Source organism: Paenibacillus urinalis (genome assembly GCF_028747985.1).
GTDB classification, from domain to species: Bacteria; Bacillota; Bacilli; order Paenibacillales; family Paenibacillaceae; genus Paenibacillus; species Paenibacillus urinalis.
The window spans coordinates 1,794,422-1,812,538 of sequence record NZ_CP118108.1 but is presented as its reverse complement, the minus strand read 5'-3'; the positions used below and the strand labels follow the sequence as shown (position 1 = coordinate 1,812,538).

At 43.9% G+C, this 18,117-nt stretch carries 26 protein-coding genes, 1 tRNA gene and 1 pseudogene; 15 read left to right on the top strand and 13 right to left on the bottom strand.

The window, feature by feature from the left end; all coding sequences use genetic code 11:
* Nucleotides 1-14: 14 nt before the first annotated feature.
* The 5 genes from PUW25_RS08375 to PUW25_RS08355 form a co-directional block, all read right to left on the bottom strand.
* Complete coding sequence (locus PUW25_RS08375) at nucleotides 15-1,256, bottom strand: DUF6946 family protein (RefSeq protein ID WP_274336904.1); 1,242 nt, start codon at nucleotides 1,254-1,256, stop codon at nucleotides 15-17.
* Between the two features lie 80 nt (nucleotides 1,257-1,336).
* Nucleotides 1,337-1,642, bottom strand: a complete 306-nt coding sequence (locus tag PUW25_RS08370) for a hypothetical protein (RefSeq protein ID WP_274336903.1) — start codon at nucleotides 1,640-1,642, stop codon at nucleotides 1,337-1,339.
* Between the two features lie 96 nt (nucleotides 1,643-1,738).
* Nucleotides 1,739-2,167, bottom strand: coding sequence for a hypothetical protein (locus PUW25_RS08365; protein ID WP_274336902.1), 429 nt, complete (start codon nucleotides 2,165-2,167; stop codon nucleotides 1,739-1,741).
* 41 nt (nucleotides 2,168-2,208) lie between these two features.
* On the bottom strand, nucleotides 2,209-2,595 hold the full coding sequence (locus tag PUW25_RS08360) for a hypothetical protein (RefSeq protein WP_274336901.1): 387 nt from the start codon (nucleotides 2,593-2,595) through the stop codon (nucleotides 2,209-2,211).
* Between the two features lie 38 nt (nucleotides 2,596-2,633).
* Complete coding sequence (locus PUW25_RS08355; protein WP_274336900.1) at nucleotides 2,634-3,008, bottom strand: hypothetical protein; 375 nt, start codon at nucleotides 3,006-3,008, stop codon at nucleotides 2,634-2,636.
* A gap of 273 nt (nucleotides 3,009-3,281) precedes the next feature.
* On the opposite strand from PUW25_RS08355, the gene PUW25_RS08350 reads away from it, so the two are divergent.
* The 8 genes from PUW25_RS08350 to PUW25_RS08315 all read left to right on the top strand — a co-directional run bounded on the left by PUW25_RS08350 (nucleotide 3,282) and on the right by PUW25_RS08315 (nucleotide 6,322).
* Nucleotides 3,282-3,632 carry a helix-turn-helix domain-containing protein gene (locus PUW25_RS08350; protein WP_274336899.1) on the top strand — a complete coding sequence of 117 codons (351 nt, stop codon included), beginning with the start codon at nucleotides 3,282-3,284 and terminating at the stop codon, nucleotides 3,630-3,632.
* 133 nt (nucleotides 3,633-3,765) lie between these two features.
* Entirely contained in the window at nucleotides 3,766-3,906 is a 141-nt protein-coding gene (gene sda, locus PUW25_RS08345; RefSeq protein WP_274336898.1) for a sporulation histidine kinase inhibitor Sda, read from the top strand.
* Between the two features lie 14 nt (nucleotides 3,907-3,920).
* Nucleotides 3,921-4,307: a hypothetical protein gene (locus PUW25_RS08340; RefSeq protein ID WP_274336897.1), complete on the top strand. Its 387-nt coding sequence runs from the start codon at nucleotides 3,921-3,923 to the stop codon at nucleotides 4,305-4,307.
* A 108-nt stretch (nucleotides 4,308-4,415) separates the two neighbouring features.
* A complete protein-coding gene (locus PUW25_RS08335; RefSeq protein WP_274336896.1) occupies nucleotides 4,416-4,634 on the top strand; it encodes a hypothetical protein in 219 nt (72 codons plus the stop codon).
* The gene (locus PUW25_RS08330; RefSeq protein ID WP_274336895.1) at nucleotides 4,612-4,830 is read left to right on the top strand and encodes a hypothetical protein; all 219 of its coding nucleotides are present in this window, start codon (nucleotides 4,612-4,614) and stop codon (nucleotides 4,828-4,830) included. The genes PUW25_RS08335 and PUW25_RS08330 overlap by 23 nt, the downstream gene beginning before the upstream one ends.
* Before the next feature lie 15 nt (nucleotides 4,831-4,845).
* Nucleotides 4,846-5,034 carry a hypothetical protein gene (locus PUW25_RS08325; protein WP_274336894.1) on the top strand — a complete coding sequence of 63 codons (189 nt, stop codon included), beginning with the start codon at nucleotides 4,846-4,848 and terminating at the stop codon, nucleotides 5,032-5,034.
* Nucleotides 5,035-5,135: 101 nt separating this feature from the next.
* Nucleotides 5,136-5,729, top strand: a complete 594-nt coding sequence (locus PUW25_RS08320; RefSeq protein ID WP_274338281.1) for a JAB domain-containing protein — start codon at nucleotides 5,136-5,138, stop codon at nucleotides 5,727-5,729.
* Between the two features lie 416 nt (nucleotides 5,730-6,145).
* Nucleotides 6,146-6,322, top strand: a complete 177-nt coding sequence (locus PUW25_RS08315; RefSeq protein ID WP_274336893.1) for a hypothetical protein — start codon at nucleotides 6,146-6,148, stop codon at nucleotides 6,320-6,322.
* A gap of 429 nt (nucleotides 6,323-6,751) precedes the next feature.
* Here PUW25_RS08315 and PUW25_RS08310 read toward each other — a convergent pair whose 3' ends face one another.
* Complete coding sequence (locus PUW25_RS08310) at nucleotides 6,752-7,186, bottom strand: helix-turn-helix domain-containing protein (protein ID WP_274336892.1); 435 nt, start codon at nucleotides 7,184-7,186, stop codon at nucleotides 6,752-6,754.
* Between the two features lie 327 nt (nucleotides 7,187-7,513).
* Between PUW25_RS08310 and PUW25_RS08305 the strand changes: the two genes are divergently transcribed.
* The gene (locus PUW25_RS08305) at nucleotides 7,514-8,401 is read left to right on the top strand and encodes a hypothetical protein (protein ID WP_274336891.1); all 888 of its coding nucleotides are present in this window, start codon (nucleotides 7,514-7,516) and stop codon (nucleotides 8,399-8,401) included.
* 152 nt (nucleotides 8,402-8,553) lie between these two features.
* Nucleotides 8,554-9,111, top strand: coding sequence for a hypothetical protein (locus PUW25_RS08300; RefSeq protein ID WP_274336890.1), 558 nt, complete (start codon nucleotides 8,554-8,556; stop codon nucleotides 9,109-9,111).
* Nucleotides 9,112-9,346: 235 nt separating this feature from the next.
* Here PUW25_RS08300 and PUW25_RS08295 read toward each other — a convergent pair whose 3' ends face one another.
* Together PUW25_RS08295 and PUW25_RS08290 are read right to left on the bottom strand one after the other, a co-directional pair.
* Complete coding sequence (locus tag PUW25_RS08295) at nucleotides 9,347-10,138, bottom strand: replication initiation factor domain-containing protein (protein WP_274336889.1); 792 nt, start codon at nucleotides 10,136-10,138, stop codon at nucleotides 9,347-9,349.
* 179 nt (nucleotides 10,139-10,317) lie between these two features.
* Nucleotides 10,318-11,130: a hypothetical protein gene (locus tag PUW25_RS08290; RefSeq protein WP_274336888.1), complete on the bottom strand. Its 813-nt coding sequence runs from the start codon at nucleotides 11,128-11,130 to the stop codon at nucleotides 10,318-10,320.
* A 312-nt stretch (nucleotides 11,131-11,442) separates the two neighbouring features.
* Here PUW25_RS08290 and PUW25_RS08285 point away from each other — a divergent pair, with 312 nt between their 5' ends.
* From PUW25_RS08285 to PUW25_RS08275, 3 genes are all read left to right on the top strand, one after another.
* Nucleotides 11,443-12,900 (top strand): YfjI family protein, encoded by a 1,458-nt coding sequence (locus PUW25_RS08285; RefSeq protein WP_274338574.1) that lies wholly within the window; start codon nucleotides 11,443-11,445, stop codon nucleotides 12,898-12,900.
* Nucleotides 12,901-12,914: 14 nt separating this feature from the next.
* Nucleotides 12,915-13,091, top strand: coding sequence for a helix-turn-helix domain-containing protein (locus PUW25_RS08280; RefSeq protein ID WP_274336885.1), 177 nt, complete (start codon nucleotides 12,915-12,917; stop codon nucleotides 13,089-13,091).
* A 106-nt stretch (nucleotides 13,092-13,197) separates the two neighbouring features.
* Nucleotides 13,198-14,328 (top strand): site-specific integrase, encoded by a 1,131-nt coding sequence (locus PUW25_RS08275; RefSeq protein ID WP_274336884.1) that lies wholly within the window; start codon nucleotides 13,198-13,200, stop codon nucleotides 14,326-14,328.
* 249 nt (nucleotides 14,329-14,577) lie between these two features.
* Here the strand turns inward: PUW25_RS08275 and PUW25_RS08270 are convergent.
* Nucleotides 14,578-14,653 (bottom strand) — tRNA-Ala (locus PUW25_RS08270).
* A 106-nt stretch (nucleotides 14,654-14,759) separates the two neighbouring features.
* Nucleotides 14,760-15,057: pseudogene (locus PUW25_RS08265) on the bottom strand (VOC family protein); the annotation flags it as partial.
* Between the two features lie 180 nt (nucleotides 15,058-15,237).
* Here PUW25_RS08265 and PUW25_RS08260 point away from each other — a divergent pair.
* Entirely contained in the window at nucleotides 15,238-15,963 is a 726-nt protein-coding gene (locus tag PUW25_RS08260) for a cupin domain-containing protein (RefSeq protein WP_081872157.1), read from the top strand.
* A 114-nt stretch (nucleotides 15,964-16,077) separates the two neighbouring features.
* On the opposite strand, the gene nrdR is transcribed toward PUW25_RS08260, so the two are convergent.
* Nucleotides 16,078-16,545, bottom strand: coding sequence for a transcriptional regulator NrdR (gene nrdR / locus PUW25_RS08255; protein WP_047909901.1), 468 nt, complete (start codon nucleotides 16,543-16,545; stop codon nucleotides 16,078-16,080).
* Nucleotides 16,546-16,660: 115 nt separating this feature from the next.
* Between nrdR and PUW25_RS08250 the strand changes: the two genes are divergently transcribed.
* Nucleotides 16,661-16,879, top strand: coding sequence for an alpha/beta-type small acid-soluble spore protein (locus tag PUW25_RS08250; protein WP_047909902.1), 219 nt, complete (start codon nucleotides 16,661-16,663; stop codon nucleotides 16,877-16,879).
* A gap of 80 nt (nucleotides 16,880-16,959) precedes the next feature.
* On the opposite strand, the gene PUW25_RS08245 is transcribed toward PUW25_RS08250, so the two are convergent.
* Together PUW25_RS08245 and coaE are read right to left on the bottom strand one after the other, a co-directional pair.
* Nucleotides 16,960-17,523 (bottom strand): lytic transglycosylase domain-containing protein, encoded by a 564-nt coding sequence (locus PUW25_RS08245; RefSeq protein WP_047909903.1) that lies wholly within the window; start codon nucleotides 17,521-17,523, stop codon nucleotides 16,960-16,962.
* The gene (coaE, locus tag PUW25_RS08240) at nucleotides 17,520-18,116 is read right to left on the bottom strand and encodes a dephospho-CoA kinase (protein WP_047909904.1); all 597 of its coding nucleotides are present in this window, start codon (nucleotides 18,114-18,116) and stop codon (nucleotides 17,520-17,522) included. The genes PUW25_RS08245 and coaE overlap by 4 nt, the downstream gene beginning before the upstream one ends.
* Nucleotide 18,117 lies beyond the last annotated feature (1 nt).

The window sequence follows — 18,117 nt, the reverse complement described above, 5'->3', positions numbered from 1 at the left end:
TACCCGCTCCTCCGTTAAGCATACTCTAACACATCTGTTATTCTGGACTCTGAAAATAACCAATCTGCAGGAATCTGGTCGATGGTTCCCGCGCCAAAAGCTCTGTCCGTCCATTGCTTGAACTCATACAGGATGGTTTCTCCCCGTCCATTCGCACTCTTCTTTAGGTGATTTGCAATGTCCAAAGGCGTAGCAAGATATACCCTCGGCATTTCGTTTATCGTCACATCTTTAAATTGTACAAGGCAAATGACCGTATGCGGCTTGTGTTTTCTGTACCAGGCATCCGCAGCAGCATGATAGTTCGCATCGGACATATGCGACTGAGTAAGCCCCCAACCTCCATCTTGACTGCCTTTAACAGATATCTTGAGCATCTTGTTACCTTTAGCTACCATTAGGTCATATTCGGGCTGGTTTGCCCCATATTGCACTGAAACGTCATAACCCGCTCTTGCAAACAATGCTGCGGTTATGGCTTCAGCAGCTACGCTTACTTGCCATTGGTTCATACCGAGTACAGTTTCGACCTTACCTATATATAGCGGTATATCATTCGGTATAAAATCATTTCCTGGTACAAATATCGGCCCTATCAATTGACCTGAGGATAAGGGAGTACCCGCCAGCGATTCTACGAATTCCTGCAAAGCCTCTTCATTTTGCTTTGCTTTCTTAGACGCTTTTCCAAATGGAACAAATTCTTGAACAATAAACACAGCTTGATCGGCACCTTGGTTCTTCGCTTCAATCAGTGTTCCAGCAATTGCATGTATGAGTTGATATCGAAGAGCTCCTATATCCTTCAAACCGAATAGAGCAGTTGAAAGATTGTTGATCCTCTCAGGCACCTGAGAACGCGGATTCTTCTTTCTACTCTTGATTACATAGTCAGATACAATCTCACCGAATGATTCATCGACTTTTGCTTCTACTGCACACAGTGTTTTCTTCCCGTTCGCATTTCCTACGACTATCATATCGTGATTGCGGCAGTTACCTTTTAGATTATCAAGCTTTGTTTCATGCTCAGGGGTAGCCCATTCTGGTTGGAAACCGACCGTGCAAGCTTGGGATAATAAGCAATCAGAAATATCAGATGGCATTCTGGCTCCATTGCTGGACATCCATGCTTTAGCAAACTCTTTTGCGCTACGGCCATCTTTCCAGTGCTTCTCTCCTTTTGCTGGTGGAGCATATTTGAGCCATTCATCAAGGGAATGGATGGTTTGTCCAGCTTGATTTTTAATGATCATGAGCAGCACCTCTTATCATACCATCATAGCTATCTATTCTGTCAGCATATTGTCACCGAACAAACATTCTTGCTTGAAGATCACAACAAAGATTGGTCTATTTCAATAGGCATCCCCTTTGATCGCAACTCCGCTACTCTTTCCATATATTTCGGTAACAGCACTGAAAACATAAGCCCCGCAGTTATTAACGAATACATCGGGTATGTTTTGCGAGCCTGTTCAAGCTCTGACTCAAATCCATGTGATGTTTTGTATATAGTAGCTTGATAACCACCAATATTCTCTAGCTTATATATGATCCCTGATTCACCGTAAATGATGTTCTTGCCTGGATGATCGATGATAAGACCAAAATACTTAACAATCACATGTTTCACCGCCAAAACTTCATACTTTCGTCCTATAATTCGACTAATTCGACGCAGGGAGGTTATTACCCTTCTTCCAGTAACAAGAAAAGCGCCGCATGGGCGCTTCTTTCACTTTTCTCCCTTTGCCTTGTAATGCTGGCAGTAATGAAGTAATAGCTTCGAAAAGGGATCATTTTCAAACTGTAATCTACTTATTGCCTTATCAAACGTCTTGTACTGTCCTTCCGCTCTTCTGTATGGAGATTCCACGATAGCTTGAATCCCACCATACTGAAACTTGCTGATTACCCCATTATCTAAGAAATAGTTTGCAAACTTGATAGCAGTCTGTACTTCTCCAGCTTCACCGCACGTACTCATGAATAAAGTAACAAGATCAGAATCAAAGACCTCCAATGGAATGTTCTGAAATAGCTCAAGACGTTGACGCGGTGGAACATGTCCGAAACTGACTTGATATATGCCTGGTATCCCTTTATTTTCGATGATGAAGTTCTCAATTGCTTTTACAATTTGGTCTTGGCTCATTTGTGGCATAGGTTCCCCTCCCAAGGAAAATACGAATCTATCAATTAACTCTATTGGATTTCCAGCTTGAATACTCCCCAAATCATGGTCTGCAGACTTACTGCAAGTCGATCGTATAACCCTGATCCTCCATATAAATCGAAATCGCGAATCTCAAGCCCTTTTCCTTCTGGAAGGAGCTTGATGAATAGCCTTGAATTTAACTTGTTCGAACTAACGACATATTCGGATTGAAGGTGTACGCATCTAGCTAAATGTGCTGCCAAATACTCTCTGTCTAATATAGGCTCCATCTCTGATAAGGCTGACCTGTCAAATCCCTGAAGTACGATGTCGTCAATATCATTAAAGACAAAGTGAGTAACGTAGTCGAAAAATGAGGCGAAAGAGTCTTCGTCAAAACTATCCCATTTTTCCTTGTCCTGTACTGTTATCATTCAACCCAACCACCCTCCAGCTGATAATTAGCCTTAATCTATTTGCGTTCTGTTCGTTCTTCATCGAAAAACATCTTATTGCGTATTGTCCATTCTGTTCCGTTATGTTGCAGCTCATATTGAAAGCTCTTGGTGTAGTCCCACGTCTTCTTCATGCCTTCATGTTTCCAGGTGAATTCCGTACTTCCATCGAGAAACATTCTGCCGTCTGTCACTCCTTCTTTAACAGAAGAAAAATGCACTTTAACCGTCTTAGCGACTTCTGGACCGTACTGATCACCGATGCTTTCCTTAACCAATTGCGTTACCTTGGCTTTAGCCCCGCCATCACTATTGTCTGTTGCATCAGCGCCGCATCCAACGAGCATTAGAAGTGCGAGTATCATCGTCGCGGTCAATCCGATCTTTCTCATGTACGCTCTCCTTTGCGAAGAAATTTCCTTAAGCAGATCGTGAAGTTACAAAAAATTGGCAAGGTAATTATTTATTGTGGAATGTTGTCGAACTTTTGGAATCGGCCACCCCCTCCCTACAGACTGGTAGTCTTTCTTCACTAGAACAGAATACCTACTTTTCCCAATCAGATTATAACATGCATTATATTGGTTAGTTAAGTCGATATAGTGCATTATAATATTTCGACGACGATTCATCATTCCTCTACTGTTTTTGGTAGAGGTGAGAGAATGGCTAGGAAATCTCGGAATGTTCAGAAGATCAAGACCGCTGTGGGGCAGCGGCTACAAGGATTCAGGAATCATCAGGGCAGAACCCAAGAGGACGTTGCACACGAGGCCGATGTCCATCCTTCATACATAACTAAGCTTGAATCGGGCAGGTCTAATTGGACGATTGAAAGCTTGGATAACATTCTGAATGCATTAGATGTTTCGTACGGCGATCTGTTCCATAATATTGATGAAACCAAGAGCAGGATCGATAATACGGTACTAGTTCAGATTGTTAAGTTATTGGAAGGCAGAAGCATCGAAGAACAGCGGAAGGCACTGCAATTATTAAAAGCGTTGTACAGCTAATCGTACAGCGCTATCACAGGGCTCTGTGGCTAATCCCTAATGGGATAAGGCTACAGGGCCTTTTTGCGTTCATCGGTATGACAGAGATAACCAGGGCTGTGAGAGGACGCCCATATTGGAGGAGGTGAAAAGAATGGCAAGTAGCCTGAATGAATTGACCGATCAGCAGTTGTTGAACGTGCGTAAAGCAGCAAGAGAACTAAAGTTGGATGCGGCATTCATCACATTGATCGAAAGCGAGTTGAAGCGCCGCGGCACCAACATTAATCAATGAAGGGAACGATGCAATTGAGCAAACAGCTACTGGTTACAAAGACCGCTGGCAATACGCAGTATCAGCTATACCGTGTCGATATTCTCCATCCTGCTACCTACAATGACTACAGAGGCACAATCATCGAGCAGAACGTAATGATCGGTGCATACGGCATCGTTGCGATCCTATTCATCGGACAAGAGGAAATCTATTATGACAGCGGTCCCCTCTCCGCACAGGGAAATCAGGTGAATTGGTTATTCCACCATCTACACAGACAAGGATTCAATGACCTGGGTCAGATACGGGAGATGATATGGAAAGAACATGAAAGCTGGTGTTGGAATCAGTACGGAAATCCTTTTGGTAAAGTTGCTAATCAAAAGCTTCGGAAACAAATAAGGAAACTGCTTCACTAAGGGCTTCTGCTTGATACCTGGGAACGGGTATTGGTGGGAGCCCTTTTTCGTTTGACAGAGAACCAAATGTAGGCTTAGTGAGATCAGGCCAGAGGGGAGGTAATGCATATGGACGAGTTTAGTAAGAGACTGAGTGAGGCATCGGCTGCATTGATTCTGTTAAGCAAAGAGTTTGAACGATTGGAAACTGATCATTCCGATCTTCTCTGCTTGAACTACCCATTCAGCGTGTGTCTGCTGGAAATCGTACATGGAATGTTGGAATGGCAAGAAACGATCAACGAACTTAAGGAGGCGATCAAGCTTGGAAAAACGGCAAATAGCTGACGAGATGACTACTCTTCTCCGTCAGTTGGTAATGCAAAATCAGTTGGTAATGGCGGCTCGCGTCTTGGGAGTGTACTTCCAGCGTGTATGGAAGGTCGATGAGGAACTAGCTAATCGTTTTGTTCGCGGCTACTTTACTAAGTACTATCCAAAGCAGCTAGAGAAGCATTTGAAGCGTCAAAATCGAGCCAGTTAAGGAAGGTGAACTTCGGTGATAAAGCAGTTAAAGGAGCGCAAAAAGGCTTTACAGAGCGTCAGGAAGCGCCTGAATGACAATGCATCACTCAGGTCCGATGAAGGAAGACAGTATTTCCGTTGCCTGGCTATGCTCGTCACTACGGAAATGCAGATTGAAGAACATCAAAGCATGAAAAAGGACGCCTGCCAGCGCCCTCAGTAAAACCCATTTCGATTCAATCATAACTCAATATCTATACCCATTCAAGGGGAGGTCGCCGCGCCTCTCCTATTTCTATTTCTTGGAGGTAATTCACAGTGAACATGTACTCTATCAAAACAGCCTTAGCTGATGCGCTCTGCGTGAAGGAAGATAGTACCGTCATTCAAGAGCTGTTTACTCGCTTTGTAACGCCATATGAACTACTTGATGCTAATGAGTTGGAACTTACCCGTATCAAAGGTGTTGGCCCCTCGAAGGCTCGTCAAATCGTTTCTACGCTTAAGTTGGCAAGAGCGTTGAACACTCCACGTGAGAATCCACACATTATCCGTTCACCGAAGGATGTATTCGACATCATGCGCTTTACCGTAGGTCACCTAATGCATGAAGAATTCTGGATTCTACCGCTGAACACCAAGAATCATATTATTTGTAAAGAAAGGATCAGTGTCGGAACGCTGAATAGTGCCATTGTGCATTGCCGTGAAGTATATCGTTCTCTAATCCAAAGAGCAGCAGCAAGCTATATCGCAGTTCATAATCACCCCTCGCAAATTACGGACAGCTCCCCCGAAGATGTACAGCTAACGAAGCGTTTGGCTGAAGCTGGAGAATTGCTCGGTATCGAACTACTCGATCACGTTATTGTCTCAACTGACAGTTACTTTTCGATTAAAGAGCACGGGTTGATGTAGTTCATCTATTGGGAGTCGGCCTAATACGCTGGCTCCCTCTTATATATAAAGCCTTCGGCTGTGTTGTTGGGCTCGCTTCGCTCGCCTTTGTGTTCGCACGTTCTCATCATACGCAGTTCTATGCATACAAATCAAATTCAGTGGAGGAATGTTGCTATGACTAACGCAGCAGCAATTGGATACGCACACTCGCAGCAAAGAAGATGGGCATGAACCATGAGGAGCTAAAGCGCCTCGAATCTATTGTGTACAGCTATTTTGACCTCGTTACAGAGGAAGAAGCTGAGGAAGTGTATCATAGGAATTAATTGAGTAATCGCGGAGGAGCCATTCCATAAGTGATTGGCCCTTCTTAAGTTTCGAATTATACCAATGGTGCAATTGTATTTATGACACAAGTGAAAGGATCCAATTCTATGAGCAAAGCTGTATACATTGCGCAACTACCAAAGCATGAACAAGATGAAATTGCTGCAAAGCTGAAGGCACTACTGGTTGCAGAAGGTCTCTCTGAAATAGAGGAATTCCGAGCCGTTAAAGATGCAATGGATAGCAAGATTGCTGATGTTTTCCAGCTATTCGACAGTTATTGATTCAATTGGGAGGGAGCCAGCCACCTGGTTGCTCTTACCTGTTACTTCTCCTTCATGAGTGATCGAACGCTGAACGTGTAGGTAGGATCCGCCAAACGCCGCGCCATTAGGTCCGTTGATAACTCGTTAGTATAGGTAGGGGAATCACTGGTCCGCTTCTTCTTTAGATTCTCATACAGGTTAATCATATGAGCATTTGCGGCCTTTTGACTCTCCGAACAAGTACTCAATTCACTTTCCCTTTTTAGGGAATCTATTAGGTCGTCGTAATTATGCATTGTCATCTTCTCCTTCATTGTCTTCATCAGTTCCAAATCCAAATATAAACTCAGGCCAGTAGCTTGGCTCGTTTTGCTCAATCGAAACAATAGTGCTATTCATGCATCTTGTCCCCCTGTTTATCCAGTTTGTTTTCTCCGAGCCGACAGGTTATAGTATCGTACCCCAAAGATCGGGATCATTATCGGTTATCGCTTTCCAGTGCGCTCGTTGTTCTTCAATAGTCAAATCTAATGGTTCTTCTGGTGCATCCTGATCAATCTTATACTGTAAAACGCCATCAGAGTATAGTTCTTCATATAAGTACGATTCAAATTCCTTGAATCTCTTTTTGGGAATCAGCCGCTGGCCTGTTTCAATAAGGCTTATAGTAGAAGCTTGCAATCGGACAATCTTTCCGAGTTCCTCCTGAGAAAGTCCGTCGTGAATTCTCTTAAGTTTTATTTGTTTATGCAGAGGCAAACTGTCAGGTTCAATTAGAACGCTTTTTCGTGCATTAAAGATACTCATGATATCATTGGGGTCTTCCACATAAGCTTTTCGAAAGCCGAATTCCCCATACTTCGTTAGATCATCAAAATCCATAACATCATTCCTTTGTAGGTTTCGTGCCCCCCTCCTGGTGAAGAGGGGCTATATTAGGAAGGAGAACACGATACAGGAAACAGTTGAGAACCTGTATCGTTCTAACTCGAACGTAAGCTGTTCGCGAGCTTGTTGTCAACTGTTTTGTCAAACAAATTAATAATCCTCATTGCCTTTCTGCGACCTATACACCCGTGAAGCATGCAGAAGTGGGAAATCCCGCATAAACACTGGGGTTTCGGGCACTCATGGACGTATTCTCAAACAGAAGTATGAGGCATTCGCGATGGGGGACGTGCTATAATTAAACATGGGAGATGGTACCTAATGTCAACATTACTTGATCTATTAAATGAGGCTAATGTGCAATTATCACTGTTCTGCGAGAAGTTGGAGATAACCGAGGATCACGCTTTGGAGATCGCCACTACAGCAGACTACGATACTCAAATGGATACATACCTGCAATTTGTTACTGTCTTGAACGATGAATCCCTCCTACCTGAACTTCTGGACTTTTACGCTCCATTCGTTAAAGACAAAGGGGAACTCGTGGCATTCATTACTTCTGTTCTGCGTCTGCGGAGTAACAACGTCCCTCGAAGAATGCTCAACAGCGTCCATAGGCTTTTGACTCTTGCCGATGCTATGGATGAAGTACGTCCAGGTAAGGACTCTCTTAAAGTTTTTCACTTTGTTGTTTGTATCGAATCCCTGTACCATCTTCGAGATGGAGACGTTGATAATAAGACATTAGCCGTAATTGATTTCTTTACCAACTACATTGAGGAGGATGATCGGCTGCTCATATTAGATTGCTTTCACCGCAATCTTGCGGACGAAAAGTTCAATATCCATAAGCGCCCTGGAGAAAATTATGAAGAATACCAAGAACGATTAGACACTTCTGTTGATCGCACATTTAATACGCGAGTAACCATAGATATCTTTGCAAGGGTAGTCAATGAAATAAGGAATTGTTTTGCCCATGAAGGAGACTATTGGAACTTTCATTTTGCAAACGGTGACCATACCATGATGAACTCATTAACAGTAGCCGAGAGCCAGACAGAAGCTAGCTTAAAGAGAAAACGAATTTTCTCTGGATTAAGAAGAATCTATTCAGTCGATCTTACTTATGAGCAGTTTAAGGCAGCTTGTGTACGTGGGTACCTTCAATTCATTAGATCATACATCGAAACATTAAATACATAGATCGCTCGCCGCAAGCACGCCTCCAAACAAGTTGGAGGGCATTGGACAGCTTGTAATGAGCATAAAACCGTCAAGGGTTCAGCTTCGCTCCTTCGGCCCTTGACTGCCAAAGAGTCTGTTAATACATTAACATAAGAAAGGAAAGCTCTTATATGGAGATGAAGCCCGTTGAATGGATTACTACCATATTAGCTTTTGTAGCTATAATCGTTAGTGTATTCTCATGGTGGATTGCCCGCCGCAATACACAGGCTGCTGAAAGGAATGCTCTCGCGGCAGAAAGAAGCGCAGTGGCGGCAATCCAGTCTAATGAACATACCAAAAGGCAGTATGAAGCATTTCAAGTGAAGGAACGACAGCGCAGAGATTCATTCAGACGCTTATACATCAAACGTCTGGTTAAGTCCGCCAGGCAGATTCATTCTGCTGTGTTGGGAAAATACCAGGTGGACTCACCGTTTGCCCGTAATCCCGTTGTTATCGATTGGGAATCCATAAGGAATGTCCCGCAGGAAGTCATATTTACCGACGATATCCTGATCGATATCTTTACTCATAAAGAACGGGAGCAGATTGAACGCGCCTGGTCCAGTCTTAACCACTTGATAGACGAATACGGGATAGAGGACGCAGAACGAACAGGGATTGGTTACGCGGGGCAGGTAATCGGTGACTTCCATCGTCTTATCCAGATGTTTGAAAATGGATGACTAAAAGACTAAAATGCTGCTTACCTTGTCCCGCAAGGGATGCGGAGGAATTGAGCCACGAATATGCAATATCCCTACAATTCCTAAATAACATTGGAGTAATTGCCGCCGCAAGCACTTTAGGAATACTGGAAAACAGGGGCCGAACCCCTCTCAGGCCCGTCGTAGCGCGGCTTTCCCATTATAGTCTTTCAGTATTCCATTGACGTACCATGTGCTATTGCTTATGCTAGCCTCAGGAAGAAAGCTGCTGTGGTGGCTGCTTCTTCGTATCGTAAATAAAACTGCAAATATCGGTGTTCTCCAAAGCAGAGAGTATGTGATCGAACATGTTCAGACCGTGTTCGCATCCGTACTCTCTTATCTTTTCTTGCGTGGTGCGAGTCAGGTCTCGCCACTGAACAAGCCCTTGATTCAACTGCGTTATTTGATCCTTAAGCTTTGACGACATCGCGCACACCTCAGGAATGATGGAGTAGTGAGCGGCCGCGGCGAAATCATCGATGCATAGAGAAGATATCCGTTTCATCGGCTCAAACCGAAACCTCAGCTCTACACGAGCCCATGTATCTGTCCTTATCCCCCATTTGCGATACATCTGCTCCTGCTTATCATACATGTGAAGCTGAACGGGAGAAGAATGAGAGCCAATATAAACTGAGGTCCGATAATGCGTGGTGCCCGCCCTTTTCGCTGGATGAATGGCATGTAGCTGCTGATAAGGGAGGTTAGTATCCAGTGCAATATCGATCCTGCGGGCTTTCCATCGTCTTAACGGAATGAGATCGAAGATATCCTTCAGAAGCTGGCTTTCATTTGAATAACCCTGGAAGATAAGGGATGTCGTGTAGTTCGCAAAAGGCGCTCTCGGGAAGTGGAAGAGGTAAACTCCATTTCGCTTATCCCGCACAACATAATGATACTGCTTGCTTGGAGTGTAACCGTATCGCTGGCAGATAAGCTTGAAGACTAGCTGTCGTTCGAAATCCGTTAGATCAATCTTAAGATGCTTAGAATCGGTATTCATGTGCATGTGTTCATCCGTCCTGTTCCTGTGAGTGCTGAGTAGAAATGACAAGAAACGGGGTCATATTATACTCGCAGTCATAGAACAACCATTTCACGAAAATATTTCAAGTGGCAATTTAACTGGATGAACAAAGAAACCTGATCCCTTTATGGAACCAGGTCATGGCATTGCCGAGCTCAGTTGTCGAGCAGTTGGTTCAACTCCCTCATGATTCGTTCATTAGGATCAATGCCCTCATATTGGTCTATGCGACGTTCCGCTGCCGATAGCATTTGATAGAGCTCTTGTATGTGTTCGCGCATTCCAATGTACTCTTTGTGCTTAATGGAGATCATTTCGATATCCTTTTGGAGAATGTCGTGTAATCGTGGCAAATCGTCCGACAACAACTTGAACCGAGCAAAGCTATTCCGCTTCGAGATGAACTCCCCAGTTTCAGGCTCTCTTACCCGTATTAATATTTCAACATCAACTTCTTTAAGTCGCTTTACATCCGTCTCCCATTGGTACTTAGACAAGTCGCTGTCATCCAGGATGTGCTTCTTACCGTTTTGACAAAAGTATCTGTAAAAATATTCATCTTCATCCTCTTCCTTTCCTATGAACAGCCCCTTAACCCCGCATTCATCAGCGGTTTCCATAGTGATAATCGCTTCGGGAACACCATACGCCTTCGCAAGTATGCTGATGTTTCCTTTGCGGACACTCCCCTTCAGACACTCTTCAATGTTCTTCAAACCTTGATAAGACAGATCATTGTTTATCTTCTTGATCACAGCTGACCGTGAATATTCATCCCCATACATCTCTTCTAGCCAAATGCGAATACGATGTAATTTCTTTCGCGGATCGAGTGTCATAAACCTTTCAAAGTGAACACCGACCAAGCACCCTCCAGGAACTTCATCTAATTCGTCATGAATTCTCTCGAGGATTATCGGTCGCGGAGATTGTTTTGTCCTGACCTTTGAATTAGCATCCGTACTCATTTAAATAACACCACCTTCACTGTAAGTTTAATCCTGATATTAATAATGACACTATTTCTACCCTATTTCAATGATGAAAGCGGTTGATAGTATAAATAAACCTAACATCACAACAACATTATTAAACCAGTTGAAAACTCGAAAATCACAATGTATCATCATCCATGCAAGCCAACAAATGACAGGACGGTGACTAAGATGACAAGCAAAATAAAAGTCAAAGCCACGCTGATTTCAACTGTGTTTTGGTAGCCAGCTCCAACTCGCTTTATTCACTTTAGACAATCAATCCATTCTGAGGAGGAATGAACAATGTCAAATGCAAGCAAAGATGACGATCACAATTCCAGCGACGCCGTGAAGATCCTTGAACAAGCTGCGAAAGCATTGAAATGGGAAGAGGCACCCGTGGAATTCGAGGCACACAAGCAAATAGCCTTTCCAGTTCAAAGCCTGCCAGAAGTTCTGGCTCAAATTGTAGAGCAAGTTTCGGAAGTAACCCAGACAGCAACTGATGCGACAGGCACCGCTGTACTGTCCATGTTGTCTGCGGCTGCTGCGAGAAAATTCATCGTCCGATTGGCAGAGGGCGAAGGATGGAAAGAGAAAAACAACCTTTACGTCATTATTGCCATGCCATCAGGCGAGAGAAAAAGCGCTGTTTTCAGTCATCTAGTCAAGCCGTTGATTAAATTTGAAAAGAAGCTGGATGATCCCGCATTTCGTACGACTCATGGAATCAAGGCACAACAGTTCGTCACTGATGACGTGACCCCGCAAGCTCTCATTCAACGTCTCGATGAAAATGGAGAGAAAATGGCTGTGCTTTCTACAGAAGGGGGATTCTTCGACAATCTCACCCACAAGCACTATGGCAATCAGGCGAAACTGGACGTCTTCCTGAAGGCATTTACAGGAGATCGGATGATCATTGACCGAAAGCATGCTCCTAAAATCGTGCTGAACGATCCTACTTTAACCATCTGCTTGTTTGTACAGCCCACAGTCCTTCAGAACTTGCCTGAAAAGTTTGTTGGATTGGGACTTCTCGGAAGGTTCTTATATGCGGTGCCGCCTTCCAAACGAGGTTACCGTGATATAGCGATCAAGTCCATACCTGATGACTTGTATGAGTCGTATAGCGACCTGATTCATCATCTCATGATGTTTGAGCCAGAGACGCCAATAGTACTCTCTCTCTCGGAGGAAGCAATGAATGTATTTCAGGAATTCCGAAATCACTATGAGCCGAATTTAAGAGAAGGTGAAGAACTCTCCTATGACTTCCTAGGAACCTGGAGTGAGCGATTTCCTGGTCAGATCGTTAGAATCGCTTCCCTACTTCATGTTGCCGAGCAAGCCATGTATGGTGTCTCGTTTGATGAGTCGTTGGATAGACAAATCACGAAGGAAACGATGGAGAGAGCTCTTTCACTTGGAGAGTACTTTCTTGAGCACGCCAAGGCTGCATTTACTTCACTGAAATCAAGCCAGGATCAAGAGGGGGCTAAGTATCTTCTGGATGTTCTGAAGAAGAAGCAAATCAAAGTATACAAACGTCAGCAGCTCTGGTCGATGGTGAAGGGCAAATTCCATACAGCTGAAAGGTTTGACAGTGCCTTGGTGATCCTTGCTGAACGTGGGTATGTCCGCGCCGATATTACGAAGTCGCTGAGAGGAAGAAACGGTATGAATATCGAATGTCACCCTGCCTTGATTGGCTCAGTGAATGAAGTGAAGCCCCCATCTCCAAAGAAAGATAAAGGTTAAAGGAGTGATTTGTCATGGAACAATCTTATCCAACCGTATTGTTAGTTTCTGATATCCAGAAAATGCTTGGTATTGGCCGTCGCCAAGCATACGAGCTGGTGAACTCAGGACAGTTCCCTGTGATCCGCATCGGTAAGTCAATCCGAGTCGCACATGATGTGTTCTTAAAGTGGATGAATAGCCAAAGGTAATTGAACTTTGAAAGGAAGTGACCGAAATGGGTATTGTCCGAATTCGCGATCCGACCAATACATGGTTGTCGAGACAAATTCATTAACGAGTCTAAGGAGGGGCACAATGAGTGTCAAAAAAGACGACAAACGCGGTACCTGGTACTTCGTTGTAGATGCTGGAAAGGACGATAAGGGCAAACGGCAACAAATCAAAAGGCGGGGATTCCGCACCGAATTCGAGGCAAAGCGTGAAATGCGGAAAGTTCAGTCGCAAGTCGATGAGAAGACTTTTGTTAAGCCAACAAAGCTAACCTATTCTGAATTCTTAACAGAGTGGTTGCAAAGCAAATCGCTTAAGCTGCGCCGTATCACTCTTGAAATGTACACGGGGCATGTTCAGAGGCATATCGTACCCCAATTAGGGTTTCATGAAATTGCCAAAATCACGACTGCTCAGGTTGAGAAGTTCTATGTTACGTTATCTGAGGAAAAGGGATTAGGCAGCAGAACGGTACTTGATATTCACAAGATCCTCAAGAGCTCTTTTGAGGCAGCTATGAAAAGAAAGTACGTTACATCTAATCCTGTAAGGGATGCTGAAACACCAAAAGTCATATCTAAGGAGATGAGCGTCTGGTCTATCGAAGAAGTAAGCAAGTTTCTGGAATGTGCTCGTGACGACCGCTATTACTTAGCATTCCATCTTGCTCTGGCAACAGGGATGAGACAAAGTGAAATACTCGGTCTTCGGTGGAAGGATATTGATTTCGACAATGAAGTGTTGCATGTAAGACAAACATTGAGTCACGATGGAAAGGAACTGCTTACACAGACCAAAACCAAAAGTAGTTCCAGAACAATCTCAATCGATACCAGGACGGTGAATGCGCTACTCAAACAGGAGCGACTCGTGGCAAGGGAGAAAAAAGCCGCAAGCATCGCGTATCAAGATAACGATCTCGTCATATGTACAGCTAAGGGAACGCCTGTGTCGCCAAGGAATATGTTACGTACTTTCTACAACATAATTAAGAAGGCCGAAGTTCCAAAGATTCGATTCCACGATCTAAGGCACACCGTAGCCACGCTTATGTTGATGGATGGAGTCAACCCAAGAGTTGTCCAAGAAATCCTCGGACATTCGGATGTGAAGATTACTCTTGGCACTTATCACCATGTCCTTCCAACTGTTCATAAAGATACAGCTAAGCGACATGGAGACAAAATATTCGGCAATTCAACTGCTTCACAATAAAGGTTTTGCTCGTATGATGGAATTCATACGGACAAAGCCTTTTTGATTTCACATAATCGTGCGACCATCTGTGACCAGATTATAGGTATTAACTCTTTTGTGACCACAGTTGTGACCACGGCTGCTCTGACTATAATGACGGATCGATTGGTAATACCCAACTATTGCCTACACTCCGTACCTATGAATGGTGTAAAGCTCCGTATATAACAGAAAAAACCCTTATGTATCAAGGGTTTGAAGGCGATTTGGTGGAGCCTAGGGGGATCGAACCCCTGACCTCATCGCTGCCAGCGATGCGCTCTCCCAGCTGAGCTAAGGCCCCATGATTTGAAGTTATAATTAATCACTCATCTTGTACACAAAAAGTAGTGTAACATAACTCGGTATATTTAGGCAATATGTCACCCTACTTTTTATTTTCATCGTTATCAATTTTCTCTTACATCCCAAGTAGGATTCCACACTACTTCCCACAAGTGACCATCCGGATCCATGAAGTGCCCGGAATAGCCTCCCCAGAACGTTTCATGTGCAGGATCACAGATCGTGGCCCCGGCCTGACGTGCCTGCTCCATTATGGAATCCACCTCTTCGTTGCTTCCCACATTATGTCCAATCGTCATTTCAGTCGAACGAACTAGGAGGAGATAGCGGAACTTTAGCTTCAAAGGAAAGGTCCCTTCGGTCCCAAATCGCCAGCTTCATCCCACCTTGCAAATTCAAAAAAGGCAACCGCCCTGCTCCCCCCTACTTCTTCATAAAGGACAATAAATCCTATCTGATAAAAATACCGATGTGTTCAGACACACACGACATATTTTCAACTGAAACTCTAGGCACCAACCTATGCTAAGCTGAATAACCTAACTCGTGGATTATAATATCGAAGCGGAGGAATGAATAGCAATGGCAGTGTCTTACATGGATTTTACTTCCCCGGATGTACAATTTTTTGATGATGTCAATAAAAACCGGTTCTTTACCAAAGACAGTGGTAACTACATTAATGTTCTGGGCAGAACACAACTGAATACACTGGGAAATGCTTCCTTACTGGATATCACGCTCACCAGAGGAAATGTCGTTGAGCCTCATGTTCATCAAAATGCTTCTGAACTCGTCTACGTTGTTTCGGGAGAAGCGATTGTATCTTTTGTTAATCCTTTTACCAAAGAGGTTCTTAATTTTACGGCTGGACCTGGACAATCGGTATTAGTACCTCAAGGATGGATTCACTGGGAAGTCGCATCACAGGACAATACAAAAATCATTGCCATTTTTGATGCCCCGGAACCGCTATTTATTGGAATATCTGATTTCCTGCGCCTGGCTCCAACGAACACGATTGCCCATACTTATTGTCTGGATGAGGCCATGCTGAAACAAACTTTGGCTCCCATCAAGGATACGACCGTCATTGGCCCTCCTGCAGACTGCAACAAGTACCATCAGCCGCAAACGGGAGTTCAGGGTACTTCCTACAACAACCACATGATGGCTCCGCAAGGATATCAAGGTCATATGATACAAGGTGCTCAAAGTATGCAAGGTGCTCACGGTCATCAAGGCCAAATGAAAAAGGAAGGCTATTCCCGGCAAGTGATCGGGAATGGACAACATCAAAATTATTAAGAGGTAATTTAAAATAGAAGCCTTCGGAGCTCACAATCATGAGTCTGAAGGCTTTTACTTTTATCATGCTCGATTTTCACTTTACATTTTGACTGATTCATTAAAGCTTTACATCTAGTCTTCGTTTACGCCCTTAGACAACAGCGTCTTCAATTCCTTCATAAACATGTTGATGTCTTTAAATTGTCTATAGACCGATGCAAAACGGACGTAAGCAACCTCATCCACAGGATATAGCTGTTCCATGACGAGTTCTCCAATCTCCCGACTCTCCACTTCAGCAACCGCAGTATTACGAAGAGACTTCTCTACTTCTGATACGATGGAATCGAGCTGCTCCACGGAAACAGGTCTCTTCTCACAGGCACGAATCAATCCTCGCAGCAATTTCTCTCTGCTGAATTCCTCTCTGCTTCCATCCTTCTTAATTACGATCAAAGGTGTCTCTTCAATCGTTTCAAAGGTTGTAAATCTTCGATTACACTTCTCGCATTCTCTGCGTCGGCGTATGGATTTGTTCTCATTGGCTGGGCGAGAATCAAGTACCTTGGTACCGCTATATGTACAGTACGGACACTTCAAGCTCACTCACCTCCTTAATTGTATATAGTTACCAATCATTTTTTTAAATAAAATGTTATGAAAATTCGAGTTGCGAGACATAATACTTTTACCAACCCGCAAGGAGGTGAAAGCAATGGCACAAGGTAATAACTCCAACAACCTGGTAGTATCTAAAGCACACGGAGCTCTCGAACAAATGAAGTACGAGGTTGCTCAAGAGCTTGGAATCAGCATCCCACAAGATGGTTACCAAGGTAACATGACATCTTATGAGAACGGTTCTATCGGTGGTTACATCACTAAACGTCTTGTAACAATCGGTGAACAACAACTGGCTGGACAATTTCACTAATTAGATTTCATTAGAAGTATTGGGCTCGGCTTAATCAGATTAAGCCTGTCCAATGCTTCTTTTGCTATTCACACTGAATTCTAAAATTCCTTATAAATATCCTTGTATTGATTATAATAGTAAACGACCCGCTGAACATAGTGTCTCGTCTCACCGATCGGAATTTCCCCAATAGTGTCCAGATGACCGTCCCATTTGCCTTCCTTGATCCAGCTTCCTACATTCCCTTGGCCTGCATTGTAGGCAGCAATTGCTGCTATGGGATTGCCTTCAAAATGGTCTGACAGATAATCCAGATACCAGGTTCCCATTTGAATGTTGGCATCAGGCTCATGCTTCAGTTCATCGAGTGTGACATTGTCCAGCCTTGCTGTTTCCAGGATCCAATTGGCCGTATCGGGCATGAGCTGCATTAAGCCGATTGCGCCTTTTTTGGACTCCCTGCTCAGCTTGTAGTTGGATTCTACTCGAATAATGGAGGCGACTAAAAACGGATCTACCTCATAATTCTCTGAATGGGTGCGAATTTGTTCTTTATAATGGATAGGATAAAACCATGACATCCAGTTCGTATTTAAAAATAACAAGAGTACAAAGGCAATGAAAAGAACGAGCAGGCTTCTTTTTTTGCGTAATAGCTTCATGATAAGCCCTTGTCATGCCAAAACTTTAAGATTTGCGCCTTCGTTTCTTCCATCGTTCCGCTGTTGTCGATCACAATATCGGCCCTTCGCTTCTTCTCCTCGATATCCATTTGTGCATTTAATCGGCTAATAGCATCCGATTCGCTGATTCCATCCCGTTCCATCAGGCGCTTCAGCTGAATTTCGGCAGGGACATAGACCACCATCACCTGTTCAAATTGCTCTGACAATCCAGACTCATAGAGTAAGGGGATATCGGATACAACTAGCTTATCAGGCTGTTCCTGCTCAAACATCCGCATACGCTCCCGCATCTCTTGACGAATGGCAGGATGCGTGATGTCATTGAGCGCCTTCAATTCAGCAGAATTTCCAAATACGATTTCGCCCAGCTTCTTTCGATGCAGCGTTCCGTCTTCATTCAGAACAGCTTGTCCAAATCTTTCAATCACAGCAGCGAGCACGGGGTGCCCGGGAAGCATCACTTCCCGGGCAATTTGATCGGCATCAATAAGAATGGCTCCGAGGCTCACAAGATACCTGGAGACGCTGCTCTTCCCCGTAGCAATCCCGCCTGTAAGTCCTATATTCATG

Coding starts and splice junctions, on each gene's coding strand:
- sda (WP_274336898.1), top strand. CDS start 3,766: ATGGCAAGTAGCCTGAATGAATTGACCGATCAGCAGTTGTTGAACGTG.
- coaE (WP_047909904.1), bottom strand. CDS start 18,116: ATGAATATAGGACTTACAGGCGGGATTGCTACGGGGAAGAGCAGCGTC.
- PUW25_RS08285 (WP_274338574.1), top strand. CDS start 11,443: ATGTCAAATGCAAGCAAAGATGACGATCACAATTCCAGCGACGCCGTG.
- PUW25_RS08290 (WP_274336888.1), bottom strand. CDS start 11,130: ATGAGTACGGATGCTAATTCAAAGGTCAGGACAAAACAATCTCCGCGA.
- PUW25_RS08375 (WP_274336904.1), bottom strand. CDS start 1,256: ATGATCATTAAAAATCAAGCTGGACAAACCATCCATTCCCTTGATGAA.
- PUW25_RS08335 (WP_274336896.1), top strand. CDS start 4,416: ATGGACGAGTTTAGTAAGAGACTGAGTGAGGCATCGGCTGCATTGATT.
- PUW25_RS08365 (WP_274336902.1), bottom strand. CDS start 2,167: ATGCCACAAATGAGCCAAGACCAAATTGTAAAAGCAATTGAGAACTTC.
- PUW25_RS08295 (WP_274336889.1), bottom strand. CDS start 10,138: ATGAATACCGATTCTAAGCATCTTAAGATTGATCTAACGGATTTCGAA.
- PUW25_RS08310 (WP_274336892.1), bottom strand. CDS start 7,186: ATGGATTTTGATGATCTAACGAAGTATGGGGAATTCGGCTTTCGAAAA.
- PUW25_RS08350 (WP_274336899.1), top strand. CDS start 3,282: ATGGCTAGGAAATCTCGGAATGTTCAGAAGATCAAGACCGCTGTGGGG.
- PUW25_RS08260 (WP_081872157.1), top strand. CDS start 15,238: ATGGCAGTGTCTTACATGGATTTTACTTCCCCGGATGTACAATTTTTT.
- PUW25_RS08300 (WP_274336890.1), top strand. CDS start 8,554: ATGGAGATGAAGCCCGTTGAATGGATTACTACCATATTAGCTTTTGTA.
- PUW25_RS08355 (WP_274336900.1), bottom strand. CDS start 3,008: ATGAGAAAGATCGGATTGACCGCGACGATGATACTCGCACTTCTAATG.
- PUW25_RS08305 (WP_274336891.1), top strand. CDS start 7,514: ATGTCAACATTACTTGATCTATTAAATGAGGCTAATGTGCAATTATCA.
- PUW25_RS08245 (WP_047909903.1), bottom strand. CDS start 17,523: ATGAAGCTATTACGCAAAAAAAGAAGCCTGCTCGTTCTTTTCATTGCC.
- PUW25_RS08250 (WP_047909902.1), top strand. CDS start 16,661: ATGGCACAAGGTAATAACTCCAACAACCTGGTAGTATCTAAAGCACAC.
- PUW25_RS08315 (WP_274336893.1), top strand. CDS start 6,146: ATGAGCAAAGCTGTATACATTGCGCAACTACCAAAGCATGAACAAGAT.
- PUW25_RS08280 (WP_274336885.1), top strand. CDS start 12,915: ATGGAACAATCTTATCCAACCGTATTGTTAGTTTCTGATATCCAGAAA.
- PUW25_RS08275 (WP_274336884.1), top strand. CDS start 13,198: ATGAGTGTCAAAAAAGACGACAAACGCGGTACCTGGTACTTCGTTGTA.
- PUW25_RS08320 (WP_274338281.1), top strand. CDS start 5,136: ATGTACTCTATCAAAACAGCCTTAGCTGATGCGCTCTGCGTGAAGGAA.
- PUW25_RS08360 (WP_274336901.1), bottom strand. CDS start 2,595: ATGATAACAGTACAGGACAAGGAAAAATGGGATAGTTTTGACGAAGAC.